Here is a 24,863-nt window from a genome sequence, read left to right as displayed (position 1 = left end):
TGCGCCGCTGCACCCAGAGGCCGTGACCAGTCGATCCGTTAGGGCAAATGCGCCTTCTTGGTCAGCGCAGATTTGAGACGTGCGGTCTCCATCCCTACCGTTATGAAAGCTCGTGCATGGCGCGCCAGCGCAACATTATCGGTCCACAAATCGCGCCAGATGCCTGTCTTCAGTGAAAGGTCGCGATCGACTATGGCAGAGGAGAACGATTCGAAGGTGACGTAATCTTGCCAACCGATCTCCACCAACGCGTCGAAGATTGCGGCGAAATCGATGTTACCGGTTCCGAGATAGCCGCGGTGGCTTTCGCCGAGATGAATATATCCGATTTTATCGGAAGCATGGCGGATTGCCATGCCTATATCGGCTTCCTCGATATTCATATGGAATGTGTCGAGGTGCAGGAAGACGTTCGAGACACCGACATCGGCGATATAGGCCATCCCCTGCGCCGCCGTGTTCAGCATGTTGCTTTCAAAGCGGTTGACGATCTCAAGATTGAGCGTCACTCCCGCCGATTTCGCTGTCTCGGCCACCTTGGCAAACGCCGAAACGCTGGTGTCCCACGCGTGTCTCGACGGCAGCGTCTCCTGCTTGCCGTGAGCAGAACTCAGAATTCCGGCAAGCTTGGTCCCACCGAGGTCCCGGGTCAACGCGACCGCGTTCCTGAGGATCTCCACGCCATGGGCAACGACTGCCGGATCCCTGCTGGAAATATCACCTTCCAGCGGAAGGCCCATGCTGATCGCCACGTCGAGGTTCAGGGTCTTAAGCCGCGCAGCCAGCCAATCTACGTCCACCTGAGCCGGGTCGAGATAGGAAAACTCGATCAGATCGAAACCCAGATCATGCGTATTGGCCAGCGCCTTTTCGATCTCGTCCTTCGACGAGCCGGCACTCCAGACATAGGAATGAACACCAATTTTGGACATTGCAGTTACCAATTCACAGATTGCGGGAATGCCGGCCCCGCGGCCAGGACCTGACCAGGGCCGGCATCGGGGAGATCAGCGGGCGGCTGTCCAGCCCTTGTAGTCCTTGAGGTTGTCGGCCGTAATGAGCTGCGGGTCGAGCAGCACGACCGGCTGGGCCGGCTTCTCGCCGTTCAGCACCTCGACGCCGAGCTGCAGAGCCTGGCCCGCCATGGTATAGGGATCCTGCGAGGCCGACGCCTTGATCAGCGAGTTGCCTCCGGCCAGGGACTTCTCGATGTCAGGCGCGCCATCGACCGCGGTGATGATGAACTCGCTGCGGTTCAGCTGCTTTGCCGCCAGATCGGCACCGATGGCAGTCGGATCGTTGATCGCAAAGACTCCGTCGATCTTCGAGAAGCGGGTGAGCAGACCCTGCATGACCGCGAGACCGCCTTCGCGCGAGCCCTGGCCGTTCTGGTCGTCGGACAGAATCTTGATGTCCGGCGACTTGGCAAACACGTCCTTGCAGCCCTTGACGCGATCGAGGATCGAGGACGACGCAGGGCCGTTGATAATCACCACGTCACCCTTGCCGCCGAGCTTGTCGACCAGGTATTTGCAGGCCTCTTCGCCGGCCTTGACATTGTTGGTCATGACCGTCACGTCGGCGCCAGGCGCCGAAACGTCGAAGGCCGCAACGACCACGCCTGCGGCGGTCGCCTTCTTCACGGCGGGGGCGAGCGCCTTGGCGTCGACCGCGTTGAGCATGATGATGTCGACGCCTGCGGCGATGAAGCTGTCGATCTGCGAGACCTGCTTATTCAGGTCGTAGTCGGCCGAAACGGACGTGACCTGGACGTTCGGATTGATCTTCTTGGCGGCGTCCTCGATGCCCTTGATGGTGGCGACGAAGAACGGGTTGCCGAGCAGTCCGACCGAAATGCCGATCTTGTTGAGATCCTTGGCCGCGGCAGGCATGGCGAGCACGGCGGCGAGTGCCGTTCCTACCAGAAACTTAGTAACGATACGCATGTCTTCCTCCTTGTGAGGCGCTCCCCGCGCCTTGTTGCCGGAAATCCCGGATCTTCTTCAAACTCAGGTGCGGCTCAGTCCCTTGAGCCGGTAGCGGTCGAGACCGACAGCGACGATGATGACAAGGCCCTTGATGATGTACTGCCAGATGTCCGAGACGCCGACGAGGATCAGTCCGTTCGAGAGCACGGCGATGATCAGCGCCCCGATCAGCGTTCCCCAGATCGAGCCGACGCCGCCGACGAAGCTGGTGCCGCCGAGAATGACGGCCGCGATGGCATCGAGTTCATAGGCCTGGCCGAGCTGCAGGCCGTTGGCGGCATAGAGACGGGCGGCCGACATGGCGCCGCCGAGGCCCGAAAGCAGTCCGGACATGGCATAGACGAACAGTAGCACCAGCGGCACCTTGATGCCGGTCAGCCGCGCCGCCTCTAGATTGCCGCCGACCGCATAGATCCAGGTGCCAAGGACGGTGCGCTTGAGGATGAACCATGACACGAGGATGGTCACGAGGGCGATGATCGCCAGCCATGGAATACCGAAAAGAGTGCCGTTGCCGATAAAATCGAACGGCAGGTCGGGGTTGAAGACTGTGGTATCGCCGCCGAGCAGGCGGGCAATGCCGCGAATGGCGGTCAGCGACCCCAGGGTGACGATGAACGGCGGCAGTTTCAGGTAGGCGATGATGACGCCGTTGGCCATGCCGCACAGCAGCCCGACACCAATCGCCGCCGGAACGCCGAGCATGCCAATTTCGGGATAGAGCGAAACGATGACGCCGACCATGGCGGAGGCCGCGAGGATGGACCCTACCGACAGGTCGATGCCCCCCGTGAGGATGACGAAGGTCATGCCGGCTGCCAGAACCGTGTTGATCGATGCTTGCTGCATGACGATGGACAGGTTGTTGACGGACAAGAACCGACCGCTGAGGAAATGAAAGCCGAGCGCCAGGATCACCAGCACAGGCAGCATTCCGAGCGCCGTCAGCGTCGAACGCAGTTTTACCTTGTCCATGGCTTTGTTTTCAGTCTGGATCGCTGTCATGGTCCCGCCCTCATGCCTCTTGTGCGCTGCATCCGACGGCGCCGGTAGACAGCGTCATGATCGCCTCCTGGGCGATCGGTGTGCCGGGCGCAGCCTTTACCTCGCCGGCGATCCGTCCCTCCCGCATCACCAGCGCCCGGTCGGCGATGCCGATGATCTCCGGCAGGTCGCTGGAAATGACGATGATGGCGATACCTTCGCGCGCCAGTTCGTCGATGATCCGGTAGATTTCCGATTTCGCGCCTACATCGACGCCGCGCGTCGGTTCATCGAGGATGATGACCCTTGGCCGCGTTTCGAGAAGCCGGGCAATCAGCGCCTTCTGCTGATTGCCTCCCGACAGGGCTCCGACATTGATGCCGGTGCTCCTGGTGCGGATAGACAGGTCCAGGACCGCCTTGTCGGCGCGCCTGCGGGCCTTGCCGAAATCCAGAATGCCGCCGGACCGGGCGTCGGAACCGATGACGGCGACATTGATGTTCTCGCTAATCGACATGTCGAGGAACAGGCCGAGCGCCTTGCGGTCCTCGGTCAGATAGACGATGCCGGCATCCATGGCCTGGCGCGGGCTGGTGATCGAAAGCTCGCGGCCGTCCAGCACCACGCTGCCCGTCGTCTTGGCGTCGGCGCCGAAGATCAGCCGTGCGAGTTCGGTCCGCCCGGACCCGACCAGGCCTGCAATCCCGAGCACCTCGCCGGCATGAACGTCGAAGGAGCAGTCATGCACCCGCTGGCCATCACCGATGCCGCGAACCGAAAGAACCGTCCTTTGCGCACCGGCAGGCGCGTGATGCTCTTTTTTGTAGAAGGATGAGAGATCGCGTCCGACCATCATGGAGACGAGTTTCGGCGCCGAGACCTCGGAACGCTCCAGCGTGCCGACATAGCCGCTGTCGCGCAACACGCTCACGCGGTCGGCGAGCTGGTAGACCTCTTCCATCCGATGGCTGATATAGATGATTGCAATGCCCTGGCCCTTGAGGCTGGCGATCACCTCGAACAGGCGATCGGTCTCGCGGGTGGTCAGCGAGGTGGTGGGCTCGTCCATGACGATGATGCGGGCTTTGGTGGTGAGCGCGCGGGCGATCTCCACCATCTGCCGCTCGCCGAGCGACAGGTTCGAGACCATCTGGTCGGCGTCGAAATTCAGACCGAGGCGCTTGAGAATCGGTTCGGCCTGCTTGCGGGTGGCGGAGCGATCGAGGACGCCGAAGCGCGACGGCTCATTGCCTAGGAACATATTCTGCCCGACGGTCAGATTCGGTGCAAGCGAAAGCTCCTGATAGATGACGGCTATGCCGTTCGCCTTGGCCTTGATCGGATCGCCGGTGACGACAGACTTTCCGTCAATCAGCACTTCGCCGCCTGGGTCGGCCGTGTAAGCGCCGGACAGCACCTTCATCAGCGTCGATTTTCCGGCGCCGTTTTCACCCATCAGCGCATGCACTTCACCGGTACGCACGGTGAGCGACACGTTGGAGAGGGCGCGTATCGTCCCGAAAGACTTGGAAATGTTGCGCATCTCGAGGACCGGCGTACCGGTTGCGCGCGCCGCCTGCTCGGCCATCATGCCCCTGCCTCCCGATAGAAACGGCGAGACGGGTCGGCGCGCCGGCTTTGCGACAGGGCCGCCCAAGTGTCGCGATAGGCCTCAAGACCACCGATGATCACCGGCTCGGCTACCCGGCATTCGCTGGAAAACCGCTTCGACCCCATCTGTTCGAAGGCGAGCGCGGCTGCGCCGAAGGCGCTGCCCTCCGCATTAGCGCTGGTCAGTACTGTCTGGCCGGGCGAAAGCGCTGCCAACAATTCGGCGTAAAGGCCGGTCTTCACGAGCCCTCCGTCGATGACGATATCGTTTTCAGAGCGGATCAGGTCGAGTGACAGCCTGGTCATCAGCGTGACGTAGAGAAGGGCGGCCGCCGCCCGCTCCACGGCCGTCGGCACGGGCCCGACGAAGGTTCCGTCCGCGCCGGACATCGGGCCGCCGGCGGCAAAGGATGGCAGCGCAAAGATGCCCTTGGCGATGACCGAGACGATCGCTTCCATTGGCACAGGCTTCGTCCAGCCCCCGCTTGCGACCTCATATTCACGCCCGCCCATGAAGCGGATCGTGGCTGCCGGCTGATGATCGACCGTCACGTTGGCGAGCATGTCGCGCTCCCGGTCGAGAACCTCGAGCGGGCAGTCGGGATTGAAGATGATCACCCATGTGCCGGTCGACACCAGCGTGAAATCCGAAAGACCGACGGAGCGATAGTAATAAAGAGCCGAATTGCTGTCATGGACGCCGTTGTGAACGGCAATCTGGGTGCCGCGGCTCGTCCGCCAGGTGCCGACAACCGCACCGGCGCGCGCCATGTCCGGCAACCTGCTTCGCCATCCTCTTCGATCAACGAGGCTGCTGTAATCGTCGCGCAACGGCGCCCATAGGTGCGAGTGGCAGCCGAGATAGGAGACTTCCGAGACGGCCTTGCCCGACAGGCGCCAGGACCAGAACTGCGGATAGGCGAGAATGGTATCCGCCTCGCTGACCAGCACAGGATCGCGGTCTTCGAGCCACAAGATATGCCGGCCGTAATTGAAGCCGAGCGGCAGGTTGGGCGAAAAGGTCTCTGAGAAATCGGGCATGAGAGCGTCGATCCGCGCCGCGACGTCGGTCGGCGGCTCCTGTTCGTAGTCGAGAATGGGCGCGGCCAGCTCGCCGTCACGAAGCAGTGCGAACGTGCAGCCATGGCAAGAAAACATCACGCCGGTCACCCCGTGATGCTCCACGGCGTCTTCGAGCTGCGCCTGCATCCAGGCGAGAAGCTGCCGGTCATCCAGAACACGCAAGCCCCCCTCCTCCCGCCAGACCGGGCGGGTGCGCCTTTCCGCAAGAATACTGCCATTGGCGGCGAAGACGAAGAGCTTGGAGTTCGTCTTGCCGAGATCGAACACGGCGATGGTTGGCAAAACGGTGGCGGTCAATTTGCGCCTCCATTGCCGGATGTGCCCGCATGGGCGATCAGGATGGTGACGCCGGCATCCTCCAACATCTTCGCATCGGCATCGGTCAGACCGTCGTCGATGACGATCGTGCTGATGCGCGACAACGCCATAACGAGGTTGCGGGGCTGGATGGAAAGTTTGCGGCTGTCGGCCAGAAGCACAATCTCATCGGCGCAAGTCGCCAGCTCGTTGATCGCCTTGGTCAGGAGCGGGTGCGATTCAAGCAGGCCTTCGCTGCCAATGCCCTGCGTGCCGACGAAGAAGCGCGAGGCGAAAAAATGGGGCGGGCCCGCTGTCGGGTCATGGATGATGCGTGGCTCACGATACAGCTCGCCGCCGGCGATCGTCAGATGGCATGTGCCGTGCTCGCCGAGATAAGCGGCCAGCGGCATCGAATTGGTGTAGATTCGCACATTGCGGCGCGCCAGCGCCAAGCCCAGCTGATAGCAGGTCGATCCGGCATGCACGATGATGGAGTCACCATCGCGGACGAGGCCTGCCGCTTTCTCGGCGATAGCTCGCTTGGCCTCGACCGCAATATCGCGGTTCTCATCATAGGAACGGGCAGCGATGCGGTTGCTGCTGGCGCCATCGCTGGCGGAAATGCCGCCATAGACCTTCCGCGCCTTGCCGATCTCGTCGAGCTTGTCGATATCGCGCCGGATCGTCGCCGCTGACACACCAAGGCGCTCCTGCAGGTCACGCACCGATGCAAACGGCCGCTCCTTCAGCAGATCCGTGATGATCCGGTGGCGATCCGCGTCACTCAAGCATGGGCTCCCTTCAATGATCCTCATTCATTGATGATCGAATACAATCATATTATTTTGCCTATGACAACCCGAATGACGTAAAAACATCATTGTTGACGCAGTGCAATCATATCACTACCCTCGACGCGTGACTTCCATCATGCGCCGCAACATTTAACGTCATCGGATACGCGCCTGCACGGAAGATTATAGGAGGGAAAACATGCCAAGCGAAATCTCTCGACCAGAGGTCTTTGCGCGCTTTCTGGACCTTTCGCGTAAAATCGGGGGCGATATCCTCAAAACCCAGGGCGCGGGCGGAAACACCTCTTTGAAGCAGGACGGCGTGATGTGGGTGAAGGCATCGGGCATGTGGCTTTCAGAGGCCAGAGCCCGGGACATCATGGTGCCGGTCGAGGTCGCCCCGCTGGTTGCAGCCTTGCGCCAGGGCGACCCCCGCGCTGAGACAGCCACCGATTTCGTAATCGCCGATCTCAATACAAGCGGCCTGCGTCCATCGATCGAGACCAGCTTTCACGCCGCGTTGAGAGCTCCGGTGGTCGCGCATTATCATTGCGTCAACACCATCGCCCACGCTGTGCTCGAGGATCGCGATACGCGGCTCAACGAGCGGATGGCGACATTGCCGGATCTAACCTTCGCCACCATTCCCTATCGCCGACCCGGCGTGCCGCTGGCGCGTGAGATCGAGAGGATGGCGGATCGGCAGCCGGACGTGCTGGTGCTCTACAATCACGGTGTCATCGTCTGCGGCATGACCACCGAAGAGGTCGCCGACCGCATCGAACGCGTGACGGCTGTCTTGGCGATTCAACCGCGGCAATCGTCCTTACCCGACACCGATTTCCTGGTGGATCTTTCCAAAGACAGCGGTTTCAGGCCGGCAAGCGATCCGGTCAGCCACCGGACAGCGCTCGATCCGGCTTCCCTGAAGGTCGCCACCGGCGGCTCGCTCTACCCGGACCATGTGATTTTCCTCGGCACGAAAATCGGGATCGTGCCCGATGGCCAGAGCATCGCGGATGTCCTGGGAGACTACGCGCAGCGCAACGAACCCCTGCCAAAGATGCTGATCGTTCCCGGCAAGGGCGTGCTGCTTTCAGAAACCCTGACGCCGGGCGGCGCGGTGATGGCACGATGCCTCGCTGACGTTGTGACGCGCGTGCCCGCCGATGCCCGCATCGCCTACATTACCGAGGCGGGCGAATATGAGCTTATCCACTGGGAAGCGGAGCAATACCGGCAGGCGCTGGACCGCAAGTCGGCGGAGCGTTGATCCCATGATGCAATCTGAGCGGGCGATAGCGGTCGGCATCGATCTCGGCACGTCCGGCGCCCGCGCCGCGGCGCTGTCGCAGACGGGCGAGGTGGTCGGTTTTGCGGCAGTGCACTTCACCGACCCGGCGGAAATGAAAAGTCCGGCCGCATGGCGGAACCGGGTCGAGGAATGCCTGACAGCACTGAGCCAGTGCACATCGCTGGCTAACGTCGAGGGACTGGCCGTGGACGGCACATCCGGCACGGTCCTTTCCGTGGATGGCCAGGGACGGCCGCTTGGCGGCGTGTTGATGTACAACGATCCCTGCCCCGACGCCGCGATCGTCGAACGGATCGCAGCCGTCGCGCCTGCCGAAAGTCCTGCCCGTGGCGCCAATTCCGGCTTGGCGCGCGCCATCCATCTATTGAAACGCTCGCCCGACGCGAAGCTCCTGCATCAGGCGGACTGGATCGCCATGCAGCTTGGCGTGACCGAGGCGGTCTCCGACGAGAACAACGCCCTGAAGACCGGATATGACCTGACCTCCGAGCGCTGGCCGGAGTGGATTCGCGAAGCCGGAATGCCGATCGAGCGATTGCCTGCCGTGCACCGAGCCGGGGAGCCGATCGGAGTGGTCGGCACCACGGGCCGAGCCTTTGGCTTGCCGGAAAGCTGCCGCATCCATGCCGGCACTACGGATGGCTGCGCCTCCTTTCTTGCCACCGGCGCTGGGTCCGTCGGGGACGCGGTGACGGCGCTCGGCTCAACGCTGGTGCTGAAACTGGCTTGCGAACATCCGATCAACGCCAGCGAATACGGGATCTACGCCCACCGCGTGCTCGGCTTCTGGCTGGTCGGCGGCTCCTCCAACACGGGTGGCGCGGTGATCCGCACGCTCATAGGCGACCACAGGCTGGAAGACCTGACGGCGCGAATGCGCCCCGACTGCCCCACCAATCTCGATTATTATCCGTTGCTGAAACCTGGTGAACGGTTTCCCATCAACGACCCCGCCTATCCGCCGCGACTGTTCCCCAGGCCCGACGACGACGCCGTGTTCTTTCAGGCGATCCTCGAAGGCATGACGGCCATCGAAATGCTCGGTTACAAACGACTGCACGCACTTGGCGCACCCAAACTGAAAACCGTGAGGACGGTTGGCGGCGGCGCCCGCAATCCGGTCTGGTCGTTGATGCGACAGTCCGCACTCGGTGTCGATTGTCCATCGGCACGATCGATGGAGGCAGCCGTCGGCGCCGCCTCGCTGGTCCTGGCGCGGAGAGCGGCATGATCGATATACCGACCACCACACTTCTCGACCTGATCGCCCGTTACGACGTGTTTTTCATCGACCAATTCGGCGTTCTGCGCGATGACGAGGGCGCGTATCGCGGTGCAATCGAGGCCTTGCGCCGCCTGAAGGCGATGGGTAAGGCGGTCGTCATACTCTCCAACTCGGGACGCAGCGGCGATTACAACGCCAAAAGGCTTTCCCGGATCGGCTTTGTCCGCGACAGTTTCGACCATTTCGTCACATCCGGAGATGCCGCCTATGCGGTGCTTTCGCGCCAGGGTCCGCCCGTGCCTCCAGGCTCGAACTGCCTGACGATCTCCAGTGGTGACGATCGCAATCTCGCAGAGCGGCTGGGAATGCGAACCGTGGAAGACGCGGCCAAGGCCGATCTGGTCGTCATCTCCGGCGGCGAGGCCGAAACCGTTCCAATGGAGTTCTATGCTGAGATGCTACGGCCGGCAGCGGAGCGCAGGATCCCGGCGATCTGCACAAACCCGGACATCCACAAGCTCGCAGGCGGCACGATCGCGGCGGGCGCCGGCAGCATTGCACAGCTTTACGAACGGCTCGGCGGCCCTGTGCGCTGGTTCGGCAAACCCTTCGGCGATATCTACGAACAGGCCCTGCAGCTCAGCGGCAATCCGGCGCGCGTCAACGTGGTTTGCATCGGCGACAGCATCGATCACGACGTCCTGGGGGCAAGCCGTTCAGGCCTGGATTCGGTCCTTGTCCGAACCGGCATCCTGGCGCAGTTTTCCGCAGAAGAGCTTGGGGGAATGCTGACAAAGGATCGACGCCCGACATTCATGATGGCTGCCTTCCGATAGTCGGACACACGGCCGCGCGTTCTGAGCGCGGCAGACGAAAGGGGCTTGTCGCAAACTGATCTGGTGCCCGCTATTGCCGCGCAAGCAGATCATTCCGATCGTTGACGGTCCCGGCTCCAAAAAGCCAAAGCCCCTGATCGGCGCGGAAGACGCGAATTGGTTCTACTGGCGTGATCCCCTCGCCATGCTACGCAAGCTGCAAGTTCGCCATTACCGAGCGGACCACGTCGCACTGGTTTCGTGGCGGCCCGTCATCGATCGCCGGCTCGGTCGTGAGGTGAGCGGCATTATGCCAGGTGGATCGGTGTTGGCAGTTCGGCAGACAGCGAGGAAACGAGCGGTGTCGTGCCAGAAAGAGTCAGGTGTTTCAGCTTCCGGGGATTGCGCGTAACATAGATGGCGACAATCCTCTCATTCCTCACCAGCAAGGCCGTAGTCTGCACAATACTGCCGCCTTCAATCGTGATGAAACCCGGCAGGCCGTCGATGATCACGTAGCGTACCAATCGGGAGGGTGATCGAGCGAAATACCGAGCAAGAGCGCCAAAGAGGTTTGTCGCCGCGTCAAATCCGACTGCTGGGGTTTTGGATGCCGGAACCTGGCCGCCGCCATCGGCGTAGACCACGATGTCCCTGGCCAAAAGACTCCGCAGTCCACTCATATCACCGCTCCTTGAAGCCGTGAAGAAGGCGGCCGCCAATCTAAGCCCCTGCTCCTGGCTTGCAACAAATCTCGGGCCGGATTTGTGAATTTTGGTCCGAGCCCGGCTGGCAAGCTTGCGGCAGGTTGCGGCCTTCCGTCCGATTGCGTTCGAGACTTCATCGAAGCTCATGCCGAATACGTCATGCAGCAGAAATGCAGCCCGTTCCAGCGGCGACAGCCTTTCCAAGGCGATCATGAGTGGCAGGGTGATGTCGTCGATGGGTTCCCCATCCTCCGGATCGAAGATTGGTTCGGGCAACCATGGGCCAATATAGGTTTCACGCTGGCGCCGGGCGGACTTCAGTTCATTCAGGCAAAGTCGCGTGACAATGGTTCGAAGAAAGGCTTCCGGCTCACGCACCGACCCACGATCGGAGGCGAGCCAGCGCAGCCACGCATCCTGCACCACATCTTCTGCGTCCGCGACCGATCCCAGCATCCGGTACGCAATTCGGGTCAGTTGGCGGCGAAGGTCGGGACAAATGGGATGAGCATACGGTTGAGTCATGGCTGGATACCACACGATGAGGCTCTTGCGTCCATGGCATCGCGGCCGCGAACGAGCTGAAGCGTCGTCTTCGCCACGCGCCGCCCGAGATAACGCGCCGTTGCGAGATCGGACTTGGGCGGAGCCAGATCTGGACCCTCGTCAGTGTTCGACTGAGCACCAGCACCAAGCCAAAAACCAAGCCTGTTCAGGTCGTCATCCGATCCTGAAGAAGAGCAGTTCGCCGGCGGCAAATCAAGGCCGACCCAATGCATTCCGTGCTGTGCGGCGAAGAGCACCAACTGAATGAGCGTGGAGAGCTTGTCGCCTGATTGCGTCCCTGAATTGGTGAAACCGGCGGCGATCTTGTCTTTCCACAGATAGCCTCGTGCCATGACCGCGTTGGAGCTCGCTTCCTGGAACGCTTTAAATGAAGCGGAGGCTGCGCCTACATAGGTCGGCGCGCCGAAAATGATCGCATGCGCCGTATTGAGATCATCCCAACGCTGTTGCGCCTCCGCTTCCGTCAGAAGCAATGCCTTGACGCCACCAATTTCTTCGACGCCGGTTTTGATCGCCTCGGCTTGGCGTCCCGTGTGCCCGTACCCGCTGTGATAGACGATTGCGACACGTGTCGGTGGGGAAATCGCCGGCGGTGGCTCCAGGGCAAGCGCATTGATAACATCCCGATCGGCCATCTTCATCTCCTTTGCGAGTTGTCGTTCAAGAAGATGACAAGACAGGCAGACGGAATGTGACACTTGCGGGCGGTTTTTTCCCGGCAGCACCGCTGCATTGCTCTTCGCGAAGTTAAATTGCGCGATTTCGCTCTCATGGCACCGCAGGAAGATAGCGACCTCCGCCACCCGACGCGAATTCAATGTGATACTCGTTGAGCGCAATCGGATGGGAAGTGGCGCAACCGTGGCGTCTTTCCGCAACATCCGCGCCTATGTCGGTTAAGGTCACATTGACCTCTTCGGAATTTTCGCAATTCTGCTGTTAATCCGAAATCGGAATCCGATAGATCGTCCCATCCCCCCATGCGGCGGTGAGCAGGGAGGCCCCATCAGGTGCTACCGCCAGCCCGACCGGGCTTCGCAAGCCGTCTGCGACGACACGGGACTTCCCATCCGACAGGATTTCGCGAACGGTCGTTCCGCCATAATCGACCACAAAGACTCGTCCACCCCTTGTCATTGCGACACCCGGACCCGGCGTTTGGAAAGCGTCACCGGCCTCGATGCGGGAACCATCGGGCCGAAGGATCGTCACCCCGCCGCCAATGTTGGAGACGACATAGCCGCCGTCCGGCGTCTGGACCACCCCTACCGGCGTCCGCAAACCGTCTATGACAGGTTTCAGCCGGCCATTCCCGGTCACGGCGAGAATCTGGTTGGTGCGCCGATTGGCGATCAGGAGCCGGCCAGAACTGTCGAAGCCTATCCCGGCTGGCGTTGCAAGGCCGGTCACATGCAGGCTGCGTTCTCCCCCCGGGGTGAAACGATAGACCTCATCACGGGAATAGGAAGCGACGTAGATCGTGCCATCGGGGCCGATCGTCAGCCCCGAAGGGCCGGAAAGCCCATCGGCGAAAGTCGTGCGGTTGCCGGCAGGGTCGATTCGGGAAACACGCCCTGCTCCCCATTCGGCCACGAAGAGATTCCCCGCGGCGTCGAAGGCCATGCCGACCGGCGAACTGAAGCCCTCCCATAGCTTTTCGGGCGCGGCCGGGTTCGCATAAGCCGCAGTCGTCGTCGCAAGCGAGGGCAAAGCGATCATTGCGAGGGCGAGGCTGCTACCAGCGACAAAAGAGCGAATGAGCTTCATCATGCCGCTTGCCCCTCATGTGTGGGGAAGCGGCGGGTGAACACTTCCTTGGCTGCGAACAGACCATTCAACGCGGCCGGGAAACCCGCATAGACGGCCATCTGCATGATGATCTCAACGATTTCACCCCGGCTCAGCCCGACATTCAGGCCAGCCTCAATATGTACCTTCAATTGCGGACTGGCGTTGCCCAGTGCCGTCAATGCGCCGATGGTCGCGATCTCACGGGCACGCAGATCAAGACCAGGTCGGCTATATATGTCGCCAAATGGAAATTCGTACAGGTAGCGTGCGAAATCGGGAGCAATGTCGGCCAGTGCGGCAACGACATTGTTGCCGGCCTCGCCGTCAATTTCCGCGAGAACGCGCTGCCCGCGTTCCAGCCGGCTTTCGCCGCCGTTCCGGGAGTGCTGTGTCATGTTCCTTTGTCCTCTGTTCCTTACCGGCGTATCCGGCAATCTTGGTGTCGAGGGCGAGAAGGCAGGCTTGCAGCTCAGTCACATGGGCACGGACACGCTCGCGATGCTCTTCCAAAAGCGCGCGACGCTCAGCCTCCGTGTCGACGCCGCGCTCCCGCAGGGCTGCATAACGCAGCATGTCCCGGATCGGCATTCCGGTCGTTTTCAGGCGACCAAGAAACTGAATCCAGATCAGGATTGATGCGTCGTAGTCACGTTGGCTCGATCCGTCCCGGTCTGCGTAGGGAAGCAGCCCGATCCGCTCATAGTAACGGATGGTGTGGGCCGACAGTCCGGAACGCTTCGCCAGTTCGCCGATCTTCATGAGCACCCTTCTTTCGCCACGACGCATCAGAGGCTAGGACTTAGAGTACACTCTAAGTCAAGGGGTAAATCAAAATTCGTAAAACTACCTGAAAATGGTTCAGCGACGCTGGTCTGCAGTGCGTCGATTATCCCTGTCAACCGACTATAAAAGGGCGTTGCGCACTCTTGCCGCAACGCCCTGACCATTAGAAGCGGAGCTTGAAGTCTGCACGAGCCTTGTTTTCGGTCACGTCCTCCGAAAACTCACCGTGATAGGAAAGCCCCAAATCCACATTCTGGCTGATCTTCATGCCCATTCCGAGCGAAACCTTGGCAGCGTCGCGGCCGATCGGTGCACCCGAAACCGAGAAGCTGCCGCCCCTGGCGAGGAACATCCGGCTTTCCGGCGTCATGTCGCCGAAAGCATGTTGCCAGCCGGCCATGGCGTTCCAGGTCATGGCGGTGCCATTCACATCAAAGTCGCCTTCGGCCCGCAGACCGGCCGTGGTGAAGGTCACGTCGGCATCGCTGTCGGTTGCCGAAAGAGCCGCCGCACCGCCCGCTTCGCTGAAGCCGTCCGTCGAGAGAATGGCATATGACAGGTTTGCGAAAGGAGACAGTTTGACCTGTTTGGGGAGTTCGAACGCGTAGCTCGCTTCTGCGAAGAGCTGAGCCAGACCCGCATCATACTCGGCCGTCAGCTGGTCCGAGAAGCTGCCAAGGCGCAGCGAGCGCTTCGTTTCGATCTGGTTGAAACTGTAAGCAGCACCCGCCTTCAGCGACAGCTGGTCCATGTCCGTCCCGCCATAGACGCCGATATGGTAGCTATCGACATCCGCCGAGCCACTGGTGCGATCGCTGCTGAGGGAGGAGCGTCCCCATCCGGTCATCACACCGAGGCGCACGTCGTCTGAGACGAAGCCATCTCCGCCAAGAAAGACGCCACCACCGGACAGATCATAGGAGGCGGCATTGCCATCGCTGCCGAAGCGGCTGCGCATGCCGTAACCGGACGTCCAGGCGCCCGTATCACCGGAGCTCAGACGGTCGAGGACCGTATCACTGATGATGCGGGAATTCGCGAGCAGGGCCGACTGGGTGCTGGCATGTTCCTCACCGGAAATCTCATCGAAGGCGTTGCGCGCATTCTCAGCATTCATGAAGAGAACCGCGTTGTAGAGAGGCAGGCTGCTGGAGCCGGCCGACTGGTCGAGCACATCGAGAGCCGAGGCGGCAGCTCGCTGGTTTGCGGTATGTGCTGCGGTGGTAAAGGCACGCCCGTCCCAGCTCGACAGACGCAAGGTTACATCGTTCGCCGTGTAGAAAAGCTTCGAGTCGATGAAGGCCGAGTCGATCAGCAAATCGCCGAACTGCCCGGTCATGTTGTCCGCTGTCAGGAATGTGTAGGACTGGCCCGCCGCGTAGCTGACGGCCGGGTCGAGGGCGATTACATTCAGGCTGGCATCGTCGATCGCAGCCGCACCGCTGACGATCGTCCGGTCGGATGTACCGTTATGGGCGATTTCCAGATCATAGGCAGAGCCAGACGAGAGTGTCAGGTCACCATTGATGTTGAGCGTTCCGATGGAATTGCCAGGAGACAGACGGCTGCCGCTTTTCAGCATCACATTTGCGACCGTCCCATTGCCGCCGAGGATTGCGCCGTTTTCCATGTCCAGTGCGCCGCCCCAGGAGCCATTGACCGCGAAGCGGCCGCCGCTGATGAGGGTCGTGCCGGTGAACTGCGAACCATCACCCGTATAGACAAGACCGCCCGTTCCACGCTTTTCAAACATGCCGGTACCGGAGATGGTGTTGGCAAGCGTGCTGTCCACAAGCGTGTTCACCATCAGTTGGCCCGCAGCATCGATCTGGATTGCGCCAGTACCGAAAGCATTGCCATTGGTGCCGACCAGCATGCCTGCGTTCACGCGGGTGCCGCCGGAATAGGTGTTGAGGCCGGTCAGCATCAACGTGCCGGTGCCTTCCTTCGTCAGCTTGCCGGATCCGCTGATGTCGTTGCGCCAGGCGTCGAAAGCGTTAAAGCCGTCGAGGCTCTTGTCCATATTGACCGTGACATCCTCCCGGAAAGCACCGTAGCCATCGACCGCCGCAAAAAGGTTCAGACGGCCATATCCCTCCGGATCGTCCATGACCGGGTAGCCAGAGGGCAGCGCGGTCGTGGCCAGAATGGCGCGGCGCTGATCCGCGCTCAAATAAGGCATGCGGGTTTCCAGCAAAACCTCCGCGCCCTTCGGCACATAGGCGGGCTGGTCCGTCGGGCCAACAGGCGCAAAGCCATAGGTCATCCGCGTAGCAACATAGGCTGCATTGGCTTCGCGGCTTGCGAAACGGTCTGTCGACAGATCGGCTGCGTGTGCCGCAACATAAAGGTCGGATGCCGTTGTCGAATTCGTTTCCTTTTTCAGCCAGGCCTGGGTCTGCTCGTAGGCCTGCGTCTTGAGATCCTGCCAGTTGAAGCCACCATCGCCATTTTGTCGGTTGAGATTGTAGACCACGGCTGCGGTGCCCAGCATGCGGCCACCGATGACATCGAGCGGTGAATGCATGCCGGCAAGAATTCGGCTGTCACCCATCGCGACGGCGCGCGTGACAAGCTCCTGGTAGCGCTGCGGCACGAGATAGGCCATGGCCAGTGCGTTGCGCCAGGCCTCTGCCGTGTGGCCACTGGGAAAGCCACCATCGGTGACAGGCGTGCTGCTCTTGGCCGGTTCAAGCGCCGGAAGGACCTGTACGTCGCTCGACCAGCGCCACGGGCGCGCATATTTGAAGTAACGCTTGGAGGGTTCCGTGGAGGCATCCCAGCCAACGCGACCGAGAAGATCAACAGCCAGTCCAAGATCGGGATTGCTGCTGCTGCCGATGCCCGTATTGTTGCCCATGTCGTCATATTTGACGGTCGTGGCATCGGGCGCGACATCCAGGATGGTTGTGAACTGCTTGGTTCCCTTGACCCAGGCATCCTGAAGCGGACCGAGACCATCCAGCATGCTTATCGCCTTGCCGCGCCGGTCGTCGAGATAGGCATCGACGGCCTGCTGGGCGGTGCGATTGCGCGTGGCGTTGATGACATACTGGATATTGTATTCGTGTACCGCCCAATTGAGAATGGTGCCGTCCGTCGCGCTACCCGGTACGCCATCCCAGTCCGTCGTCGGGACGGCAGGAAAACCATCGCGTGCGGGCGCCGAAGTGCCGGCATCCACGAAGGGCGTACGGGGCTGCCAGATGTCCAGAAATCCGCTCAGCAGTCTGACGGCTGCATTGGTTTCCTTAGTGGCATAGCGTGCATCACCGCGCTGGTTCGTTGCACCGGTGTCCATGAAAGCCGGAACATTCTTATTGAGAAAGGCTTCTTGCGCCGGAGCCATGGTCGGGCAGGCACTGAAGACCAGACAAAGCGCCGTTGAAACCCGAAGTTTCGCAACTATAGACAAAGCAGATCCCCCTAAACTCATGTGACATTTGAGTGAGGGGTCTCATCTAGTCGTTTCACTTGTATCTTATATGACAAGCCGTGTGGACGGATTGGTCAACACGAAGCCTGCGGCGATTGCACCGCCGAGGGGGGGGTGGAGGCGAGCGGCCCCCGTCCACCCAGATGATCGCTGAGTAGATCACTCGCGCAATGGCATCGGGCGCAAGGGCCCTGGGCCGCCGCCAGAACCTGCCGAGGCACGACGGCAGCCGCGGTGATCGCCGAGGCCATTCTGGAGGAAAAGCCAAGTGCGGTTATCCCTTGCTTCAGCGTGACACCCGGTAAGCGATCCTCACATGAAGGCGTTCGGGAGGAACATGACCTGGCCGGGACAGAAGGTGATCAACAGCAATGCGGCCGCCAGCGCTATCAGGAACGACCAGCATTCCTTGACATAATCCTCCATGCGCACCTTGGCGATTGCAATCGTGATGAACATCATCGTGCCGACAGGCGGCGTGAATCCGGCAATCGTCAGGTTGACCGACCTGACGATGCCGAGCTGGGTTGCCACCGGAAGCAGCAGGGGCGTTGTCAAATGGTGGCCGACCCGCCCTCGAAGTACATGCCAAGGAATAGAAACAACACATTGATCATCAACAGCAGGAGCAGGTGGCACTAGCCCCTCAAGCACTGGAGAGCTGTCAGACCGTCGGAAAGCTCGTCTTGACTCCGTAGGGTGGAAGCGCGGACATGCACCAGCCATCCGCAACCTCCGCTTCTGACGCAAATTGGCCATCCAGCGTTTTGGCGTTAGACTTCTGCTCTCCGCCAATGGCAGCCGCTCAGGCGAGTTCGGGGCGGGAAGCCGGAAGTCTGCTATAGGGGATTTTTTGGATAGCCGCCGTTCGGCAACGATCTTATTCCGGACGGTAGGTCAGCTTCTGCGTTCACTCGAAAGCTGACGGGACGCGATTAAGCTGTTGGGCCAGAAAGTCGATGAAGACGCGGATTTTTGGCGCAAGATGCTGACGTGACGGATAAACCGCATAGAGTGTGATTTCCGCCGTTGTCCAGTCATCCAGGGCCGATTGCAGCCGTCCGTCTTGCAGGTCATTCGCAACATATGGACGCGGAATCAGGCTGACGCCGCAACCGCCGCGCAACGCGTCACGGACGGCCAGGCTCGATGTAACCGAGTAGCGCGCCTGGACCGCGATCCGTTCGGTGCGCCCGTCCTTTTTGAACTCCCAGGCATCGACATTTCCGCCAAATAGAAAACGAATGTGGTCCAGCGCTTTCAGATCGGATGGCGTTTCCGGCTTTCCATGCCGCTGGAAATAGGCCGGAGCGGCGCACAGCACATGCGGCATGACCGCCAGCTTTCTTGCAACCAGGCTTGAATCCTCAAGATTGCTGCTGCCGCGTATCGCAAGGTCGAACCCTTCGCGGACAATATCGACGCGGCGGTCGTCGAGATGCAGGTCGAGCTTCAGTTCCGGGTACAGCGAAAGGAATTCCGGAATCGCTTGGGAAAACCGCACGAGAGCAACCGTCATGGGTGCGCTCACGCGCAGCGTGCCGGACAGCGACGTTCTGACAAGCGAGAGCGCCGTTTCCGCCTCGGTCAGTGCATCAAGGCCGCGGGTGACGTGATCGAGATAGGTCTTGCCTTCCTCGGTCAGAGCCATACGCCGCGTTGTCCGGTTGATCAGGCGCACTCCCAGATGCGCTTCAAGCTCGGCTACATTCTTGCTGATGGCGGGTGGAGAAAGGCCCAGCGCACGGGCTGCTTCCGCGAAGCTGCCGAGTTCCGCCACATGCCGAAAGACCTGCAACGCCGTGAAGCGGTCCATTTCATTATTCCCTTACAGATAAGAGTATCTTTCTCTATTAACCTATTCTATCCAACAAGTGAATTCTCTACCTCTGCTGCAACAGTGTCAGGGAATTTTTAAACAATGCTTCATCCATTCATCCGCCTGATCGAGCAGCGCGTTTCCGCCAATCAGTTCGATGCGTCTCACAGGCTCACCGACCCAGAGATCGGAGAGCTCGTTCGCCTTGCGACGCGCGCCCCGACCGCCTACAATCTGCAGAACTGGCGCTTCATTGCAGTCCGGACCCCCGAAGCGAAGGCGAGACTGCGCCAACAGGCCTATGGGCAGGCCAAGGTTTCCGAGGCCGCCGTCACATTCATCATCTGCGGGCAGTGGCCCGACCACATCGCCCTTGCCGACCGCCTTCGCCCATTCGTCGAAGCCGGGTACATGCCGCAAAACATGGCTTCGGATTGGCAGGAGAATGTGAGGGTGCAATATGCCAAACCCCATGCGGCGCGCGATGAGGCGATACGTTCGGCCACTCTTGGCGCGGCGACGCTCATGTATGCCGCCGAAGCAATGAATCTCGCATCCGGCCTTTTGGGCGGCTTCGATGCCGACGCCGTGACCCGAGAATTCGGCCTCGCTCAAAATGAGATGCCCGTCATGCTTCTTGCGGTCGGTCATGCCGCACAGGACAACTGGCCGCAGAAGCCGCGCCGGCCGCTTTCGGAGGTTCTGGAGATTTCATGAAAACCAGAGTTTCCGACCTTGCCACGACTGCGATTGCGCCCGTCATCTGGGGCAGCACCTATCTCGTGACGACCGAATTTCTGCCGGGCTTCCCTCCGATTACCGTCGCCCTGCTGCGGGCTTTGCCCGCAGGTCTGATACTGATGATGATCGTGCGGGAATTGCCGGCCGGAATCTGGTGGCTGCGCGCATTCGTGCTCGGCGCTCTCAATATCTCGATTTTTCTCGGCATGCTGTTTGTCGCGGCCTACCGGCTGCCCGGCGGGGTTGCCGGCACCGTGCTCTCGGCGCAGCCGCTTATTGTCGTCTTTCTGGGCTCCTTTCTGCTTTCCAGCCCGGTGCGGCCATCAAATATCATCGGCGCCCTTGTCGGGATGGGCGGTGTCGCACTGCTCGTTTTGACGCCCAGCGCCGCGCTCGATGCCATCGGGGTTGCTGCCGGCCTCGCTGGCGCTACATCCATGGCGCTCGGAAGTATTTTAGCGCGCAAATGGCGGCCTCCGGTATCGCCGCTCACCTTCACCGCGTGGCAACTCACCGCCGGCGGCTTGCTTTTGCTCCCCGTTGCCCTACTTGCCAAACATTCTATTCCTGTTCCGACGGCCTCCAACCTTCTGGGGCTGGTATGGCTCGGCCTGATCGGAGCGGCTTTTACTTATGCCCTGTGGTTTCGAGGCATCGGGCGATTGCCTCCCCCGGTCATATCATCTCTCTTGTTCCTCAGTCCGCTCACAGCGGTGCTGCTCGGATGGAGCTTTCTCGGGCAGACGCTGACCCTGCTTCAGATAGTCGGCATTGCACTGGTTATCGGCAGTATCTGGCTCAGCCAGCGCACAAACAGTTGAATCTGCGGCTCGCGCACGAACCCGACGTCAACACCGAGATGGCGGACGGTGTTCTCGATCTTGGTGCGGCTAAGTAGGATCTGTACAGCGCAGGTTATCCGCGCCTCTAACAGCAATGCCGTCCGGTCCTTCTTCGCAGTGTTCGCGCCAAATAACATCTTGTCACTGCCGTCACTGGCGCGTTTATTTCGTCTCCGAATAGCGCTCCGCCCACCAGCCGGACCAACGCGCTTCGAGTGCCGCAAAGGCCCCGTCATCGAGCCCGAAGGTCGTGATCAGCACTGATCCACCGCCGTGCGGTCGTTTCTCTCCTGGGCCTTTGTCGGTGACGACCAGCAATCCATCGCCCCACTGGCGAACACCGAGACCAAGCTGGAAATGGGTGCGATGCCATATCGTGCCGGTTACGGCCACGCCGGGCGGCAGTTCTGCGGCAAACTCCGAGCCATCCGGTTTGTTCCGTAGTATCCTCAGCCCTAGCGCGGAACTTACTTTGGGAACGCCGGGAGCAGCCGCTCCCGAAAGATAGATGGTCCGGCGCTTGTTTCCCGGATGCCGGTCGAGCAACAGACGCAATTGCTGCACAAACGTGACCCAACCCTCGTTGATGTCATGATAGGTGTCTTTCCAATCAATCGGCAGTCCTCCGTGGCGCACCACCCGCAACACCGTCGCGCCTCCATGCTCGATCAGTTCAAAACTGTCAGAAACGCCCTCCCATGGTTCGAATTGGATGGTATGTGCCGCCTCATCGACTGTGGCGTGGCTATGGAAAATATAGTCGATTTCATCAGCGAGCCCGGGGGCATCCCAGCCAAACCAATTCGCGAGTTGCATTGGCTCGCGCAGCGCGCGCCAGACTGTTGCAACCGGTGCCGAAATAGTCACCTCCACCAGCACCTGCTTGGATTGCGTCTCCTTGGTCATTTCTGAACCTCCTGGTTTGACGAATTCGGCGCCCGTCCCTCAACTGCCGGATGCGCGCCAGCCGCATATTCATATTGAATGCCGGGCGCCATAGCCATGGGATAGCCGAGCCACAGCTCAGCCTTACTGCATGGCGAAGCGCGGTCATTGCCAGCGCCCTTCTCAGACGGCCATTCTTCAACCTTGGCCAGCTTGATCGGTGTGCTGTCGAGGCAATGCCCGCCAGGACGCGAAAATTCTACAAGCAACATTATTTTGAGGGCGTCCCTCAAAAGATCATCGCGAAGGAAGCGGGGGTTTCGTGCGCCCTTGTTTGCGGATTGCTTCGGGAAGCGCATTCGCGTTGCCTTGCAGCAATATCGTTGGATGGCGATCCGACGACTGAAACGCGCTGCGTTCCGCGAATGCCGGCTCTGGTTCTTGATCATCGCATAATCTCCTTGCCGTAGATAAAGCGATAGATCGTCTCGGTGCAACACTCACGGCGCTCACGCCATTGGCGAGCAGGCGGCCGGCGATCTGTTCCGGGGACCAAAGCGCCTCCAACTGCTCGATGACCAGTTCGCTCAAATTGCGGGTGGCGCATAAGCTTCCTCAAACGCCGCCGCCGCTCCTTGCGGATGTCGTCAGCAACCGTTGGGAAGTAGCCGCTATATTCGGGAAGCTCGCGATCGTGGAATGTATTGCGCCTGATCTCGCGATAGATCGTAGAGCGGTGACGACCGAGCGCGCCATTTCGTTGATCGATACTTTGCGTTCGACATAGAGGCGGCGGCGATCAGCCAGATTCAGCTGCGAATAGCTTCGTGACATCCCAAAATTTCCAAAAGGGAACCTATTGAAATTATTGGCATGTCGCACTTCGAATTAGAATGTAACCTTGTTATAATTTTGAATCGCATAATAATCATTGAAACTAAGTAGTTGATGTTATTGATAAGTAGCGATTGAATTCTCTTCAATCAAGGTCTATCAAGTCCCGGCGACTTCGCTCGACACTAAGCGGCGGCAATTTTCCCACCCGAGCTTGAGATTTTCGCCATTTGAACGAACATGGATCGTTGGATTCGCTGCAGCCCCGATGCACCTCCAAAAAAGAAGCGCTGGTAGAAAAAAATAGGGGTGCTAGCGTCCCTTTTTATTCTCCACAGCCCCGATAATCTTAGGCACACGAAACGTAGAGTTTCATGGATCGGGCGCAGGCCTTGACCGGACACTTGTTGCCGAGACCCCGATTTAGACTTGGAATAATTCGGTCAAATCAAGGAGAAATGGCGTGCGTGAATTGACTGTAGAGGAAATGTTCGGCGGTGAAGGCGGCGGGTCCGCTGCAAGCGGCGGCTCTGGCGGCGGAAGGGCTGGTGGTCGTGGCGACGGTTTCGGTGGCGGCATGAGTGGTGGCAGCAGCACGGCGGGCGGAAAGACGGATCGCCTCAGTCCACGGATTCTTGCAGAGCGGTATGGCGTTAATCAGGAACAATTAGTGAAGGCCATTGAGGATGCATACCATAAGGCGAATCCGGGCCAGCGGAAATCTATAAGTTCAATTGTAGCTGAAACGTGGAATTGGACGGATGCTGCGCTCAATTTCATAAAGGGAATACTGGACGTGGACTTTCATGGCCAGCCCAATACGATGCCCGCAGGAAAATCACGAAAATGGGGTGGCGGCGGCGGCGATAGATAGTCGGCTCTGCCTGGTGGTGTCAGAACAGGCAGCTCCAACACCGCGAACCACATCTGTCAGGTGCGAAGCTTGTTTGGCGGCCGCGATCGCAGCAGCCTGTTCCGGTTGATATCCTGACCGGAACAGGCTGCTGCATCTCGTGAGGCGCTTTACCTGAACCGGGTGCCGTTGCCATGTGGAAACATCCCTGGAGGACCTTTTATGTCTATTTCAATACGATCTTCTGGAGCGCCGTTCTGGCGTGTTTTTATCCTGAGCTTCGCGCTTCTTGGGGTGGTCATGCCCAAAGAGGCGGGCGCAATTGAAACGCAAACCGCTCAACAGGAAAGCCGATATAAGGACTTGAAAGTGCTCGCTGATCGGGGAGATTCCGACGCACAGCTTAAACTTGCCATTATGTTATTGAGTGGCGAAGTCAAGCAAAACAATAATGCTGAGCAAAACTATATCGAGGCTGCATCCTGGCTGCGGAAAGCGGCTGAACAGGGAAATCAGGGCGCTGCCGCCACACTTGGTGGAATGTATATTAAGGAAGTGAATCCGCAAAAGGATAATGATCAGAACGTAGCGCTCATCCGCAAATCGGCGGAAGCGGGAAACCACATCACCCAGTTTGCATTGGGATCGATGTATGATTTGGGAAATGGCGTTCCCAAAGACCCCGAAGAGGCTGTCATCTGGATGAAAAAGTCCGCGGATCAGGCTTTCCCACCTGCGGAGAGCTTCATGGGCTTAAGTTATGCTCAGGGCACCGGTGTTAAACGGGATATACAGCAGGCCCTTTTATGGACGCGAAAAGCTGCGTTACACGGGGAAGCCACAGCTCAGGCTGAGCTTGGAAAACGATACATGGTTGGAGACGGCGTGGAGAAGGACGACAAGAAATCTGTTTATTGGCTGCAGAAAGCCGCCGATCAGGGGGATGCAGACGCCATGGCCGGGCTCGGCGTGATGTACAGTGTTGGCGCGGGTGTACCGCTGGATAAACAGCGCGCAGTTGAATGGTTCCGCAAAGCAGCCAGCCGGGGCAACGAATGGAGTAAGCAGTACATCAATAAACCTCCTTCAGTGGAAGACTGGCAAATGAAACGCGGTTAGGCAGACGGTTTCATCGAAGAAGGCGGGAATTGTTGGGGTCACTCGCGGGAGGATTCCGCCCCCTCCCGCAAACGACCCCATGTTCAACGAGAATGGCCCCTATCCGTTGCCATTCATGGCAGGCGTGGCGAAGCACCTGGCTTGCCAGGAGATGCACTCCACATCGCCGAGGCCTGACGATTGTCGCCTGGCCTGCCCAGGAGAAAAAAGTGTTTCGTCTCAAGAATATCCTCGATCAAGCAATCCTGCAAAAAATCAGAGCCCATCTTCTCGAAACCTCTGAGTGGCAAGACGGCAGGAGCACGGCCGGATGGAAAGCAAGGGAAGTAAAAAATAACGAACAGCTTCCCACGGAAGCACAAGGGCTCAGT

General features: G+C 60.0%; 21 protein-coding genes and 4 pseudogenes. 9 read left to right on the top strand and 16 right to left on the bottom strand.

The annotated features are described in order from the left end of the window. Window positions 1-38: 38 nt before the first annotated feature. The 6 genes from DUT91_RS21720 to DUT91_RS21695 form a co-directional block, all read right to left on the bottom strand. Window positions 39-932, bottom strand: coding sequence for a sugar phosphate isomerase/epimerase family protein (locus DUT91_RS21720; protein ID WP_114442570.1), 894 nt, complete (start codon window positions 930-932; stop codon window positions 39-41). Between the two features lie 75 nt (window positions 933-1,007). Continuing rightward, complete coding sequence (locus DUT91_RS21715; RefSeq protein WP_114442569.1) at window positions 1,008-1,946, bottom strand: ABC transporter substrate-binding protein; 939 nt, start codon at window positions 1,944-1,946, stop codon at window positions 1,008-1,010. A gap of 63 nt (window positions 1,947-2,009) precedes the next feature. Continuing rightward, window positions 2,010-2,993, bottom strand: coding sequence for an ABC transporter permease subunit (locus DUT91_RS21710; protein ID WP_114442568.1), 984 nt, complete (start codon window positions 2,991-2,993; stop codon window positions 2,010-2,012). A gap of 10 nt (window positions 2,994-3,003) precedes the next feature. Continuing rightward, window positions 3,004-4,563 (bottom strand): sugar ABC transporter ATP-binding protein, encoded by a 1,560-nt coding sequence (locus DUT91_RS21705; RefSeq protein WP_114442567.1) that lies wholly within the window; start codon window positions 4,561-4,563, stop codon window positions 3,004-3,006. Next, window positions 4,560-5,963: an FGGY-family carbohydrate kinase gene (locus DUT91_RS21700; RefSeq protein WP_245419874.1), complete on the bottom strand. Its 1,404-nt coding sequence runs from the start codon at window positions 5,961-5,963 to the stop codon at window positions 4,560-4,562. The genes DUT91_RS21705 and DUT91_RS21700 overlap by 4 nt, the downstream gene beginning before the upstream one ends. Then, window positions 5,960-6,754, bottom strand: a complete 795-nt coding sequence (locus tag DUT91_RS21695; protein WP_114442566.1) for a DeoR/GlpR family DNA-binding transcription regulator — start codon at window positions 6,752-6,754, stop codon at window positions 5,960-5,962. Before DUT91_RS21695 ends, DUT91_RS21700 begins: the two co-directional genes overlap by 4 nt. Before the next feature lie 205 nt (window positions 6,755-6,959). Here DUT91_RS21695 and DUT91_RS21690 point away from each other — a divergent pair, with 205 nt between their 5' ends. From DUT91_RS21690 to DUT91_RS21675, 4 genes and pseudogenes are all read left to right on the top strand, one after another. Further along, a complete protein-coding gene (locus DUT91_RS21690; protein WP_114442565.1) occupies window positions 6,960-8,033 on the top strand; it encodes a class II aldolase/adducin family protein in 1,074 nt (357 codons plus the stop codon). A gap of 4 nt (window positions 8,034-8,037) precedes the next feature. Beyond that, window positions 8,038-9,306, top strand: a complete 1,269-nt coding sequence (locus DUT91_RS21685; RefSeq protein WP_342634471.1) for an FGGY-family carbohydrate kinase — start codon at window positions 8,038-8,040, stop codon at window positions 9,304-9,306. Next, window positions 9,303-10,136 (top strand): TIGR01459 family HAD-type hydrolase, encoded by an 834-nt coding sequence (locus DUT91_RS21680; protein ID WP_114442564.1) that lies wholly within the window; start codon window positions 9,303-9,305, stop codon window positions 10,134-10,136. Before DUT91_RS21685 ends, DUT91_RS21680 begins: the two co-directional genes overlap by 4 nt. Window positions 10,137-10,368: 232 nt before the next feature. Beyond that, window positions 10,369-10,477 (top strand): annotated as a pseudogene (locus DUT91_RS21675) (DUF3363 domain-containing protein); the annotation flags it as partial. 18 nt (window positions 10,478-10,495) lie between these two features. Here the strand turns inward: DUT91_RS21675 and DUT91_RS21670 are convergent. The 8 genes and pseudogenes from DUT91_RS21670 to DUT91_RS21635 all read right to left on the bottom strand — a co-directional run. Beyond that, window positions 10,496-11,347 (bottom strand): annotated as a pseudogene (locus tag DUT91_RS21670) (sigma-70 family RNA polymerase sigma factor); the annotation flags it as partial. Then, window positions 11,344-12,024 (bottom strand): flavodoxin family protein, encoded by a 681-nt coding sequence (locus tag DUT91_RS21665; protein ID WP_114442596.1) that lies wholly within the window; start codon window positions 12,022-12,024, stop codon window positions 11,344-11,346. The pseudogene DUT91_RS21670 and the gene DUT91_RS21665, both read right to left, overlap by 4 nt. 304 nt (window positions 12,025-12,328) lie before the next feature. After that, entirely contained in the window at window positions 12,329-13,159 is an 831-nt protein-coding gene (locus DUT91_RS21660; RefSeq protein ID WP_114442563.1) for an NHL repeat-containing protein, read from the bottom strand. After that, a complete protein-coding gene (locus tag DUT91_RS21655) occupies window positions 13,156-13,575 on the bottom strand; it encodes a carboxymuconolactone decarboxylase family protein (RefSeq protein WP_114442562.1) in 420 nt (139 codons plus the stop codon). The genes DUT91_RS21660 and DUT91_RS21655 overlap by 4 nt, the downstream gene beginning before the upstream one ends. Beyond that, the gene (locus DUT91_RS21650) at window positions 13,505-13,939 is read right to left on the bottom strand and encodes a MerR family transcriptional regulator (RefSeq protein ID WP_114442561.1); all 435 of its coding nucleotides are present in this window, start codon (window positions 13,937-13,939) and stop codon (window positions 13,505-13,507) included. Before DUT91_RS21650 ends, DUT91_RS21655 begins: the two co-directional genes overlap by 71 nt. Before the next feature lie 187 nt (window positions 13,940-14,126). Further along, the gene (locus DUT91_RS27305) at window positions 14,127-17,399 is read right to left on the bottom strand and encodes an autotransporter domain-containing protein (protein ID WP_342634470.1); all 3,273 of its coding nucleotides are present in this window, start codon (window positions 17,397-17,399) and stop codon (window positions 14,127-14,129) included. A 312-nt stretch (window positions 17,400-17,711) separates the two neighbouring features. Continuing rightward, entirely contained in the window at window positions 17,712-17,957 is a 246-nt protein-coding gene (locus DUT91_RS25870) for a TRAP transporter large permease subunit (RefSeq protein WP_160113687.1), read from the bottom strand. Between the two features lie 352 nt (window positions 17,958-18,309). Next, window positions 18,310-19,215: a LysR family transcriptional regulator gene (locus DUT91_RS21635; RefSeq protein WP_114442558.1), complete on the bottom strand. Its 906-nt coding sequence runs from the start codon at window positions 19,213-19,215 to the stop codon at window positions 18,310-18,312. A gap of 105 nt (window positions 19,216-19,320) precedes the next feature. Between DUT91_RS21635 and DUT91_RS21630 the strand changes: the two genes are divergently transcribed. Continuing rightward, window positions 19,321-19,935, top strand: coding sequence for a nitroreductase family protein (locus DUT91_RS21630; RefSeq protein ID WP_114442557.1), 615 nt, complete (start codon window positions 19,321-19,323; stop codon window positions 19,933-19,935). Continuing rightward, the gene (locus DUT91_RS21625) at window positions 19,932-20,780 is read left to right on the top strand and encodes an EamA family transporter (RefSeq protein WP_114442556.1); all 849 of its coding nucleotides are present in this window, start codon (window positions 19,932-19,934) and stop codon (window positions 20,778-20,780) included. The genes DUT91_RS21630 and DUT91_RS21625 overlap by 4 nt, the downstream gene beginning before the upstream one ends. Before the next feature lie 183 nt (window positions 20,781-20,963). Here DUT91_RS21625 and DUT91_RS21620 read toward each other — a convergent pair whose 3' ends face one another. Further along, window positions 20,964-21,707 carry an SRPBCC family protein gene (locus tag DUT91_RS21620; RefSeq protein ID WP_114442555.1) on the bottom strand — a complete coding sequence of 248 codons (744 nt, stop codon included), beginning with the start codon at window positions 21,705-21,707 and terminating at the stop codon, window positions 20,964-20,966. 59 nt (window positions 21,708-21,766) lie between these two features. Here DUT91_RS21620 and DUT91_RS26825 point away from each other — a divergent pair. Further along, window positions 21,767-21,898 (top strand): annotated as a pseudogene (locus DUT91_RS26825) (lysine N(6)-hydroxylase/L-ornithine N(5)-oxygenase family protein); the annotation flags it as partial. A 245-nt stretch (window positions 21,899-22,143) separates the two neighbouring features. Here the strand turns inward: DUT91_RS26825 and DUT91_RS21605 are convergent. Then, a pseudogene (locus DUT91_RS21605) lies at window positions 22,144-22,520 on the bottom strand (transposase); the annotation flags it as partial. 463 nt (window positions 22,521-22,983) lie between these two features. On the opposite strand from DUT91_RS21605, the gene DUT91_RS21600 reads away from it, so the two are divergent. Continuing rightward, entirely contained in the window at window positions 22,984-23,394 is a 411-nt protein-coding gene (locus DUT91_RS21600; protein ID WP_147272235.1) for a hypothetical protein, read from the top strand. Window positions 23,395-23,595: 201 nt separating this feature from the next. Beyond that, window positions 23,596-24,492, top strand: coding sequence for a tetratricopeptide repeat protein (locus tag DUT91_RS21595; protein ID WP_114442553.1), 897 nt, complete (start codon window positions 23,596-23,598; stop codon window positions 24,490-24,492). The last annotated feature ends 371 nt before the right edge of the window (window positions 24,493-24,863 follow it).

The sequence above is a fragment of the Paramesorhizobium salinisoli genome, assembly GCF_003335045.1.
Classification (GTDB): Bacteria; Pseudomonadota; Alphaproteobacteria; order Rhizobiales; family Rhizobiaceae; genus Paramesorhizobium; species Paramesorhizobium salinisoli.
Note: the sequence above shows the minus strand (reverse complement) of the source record. Positions and strands in the feature narration are given on the sequence as shown.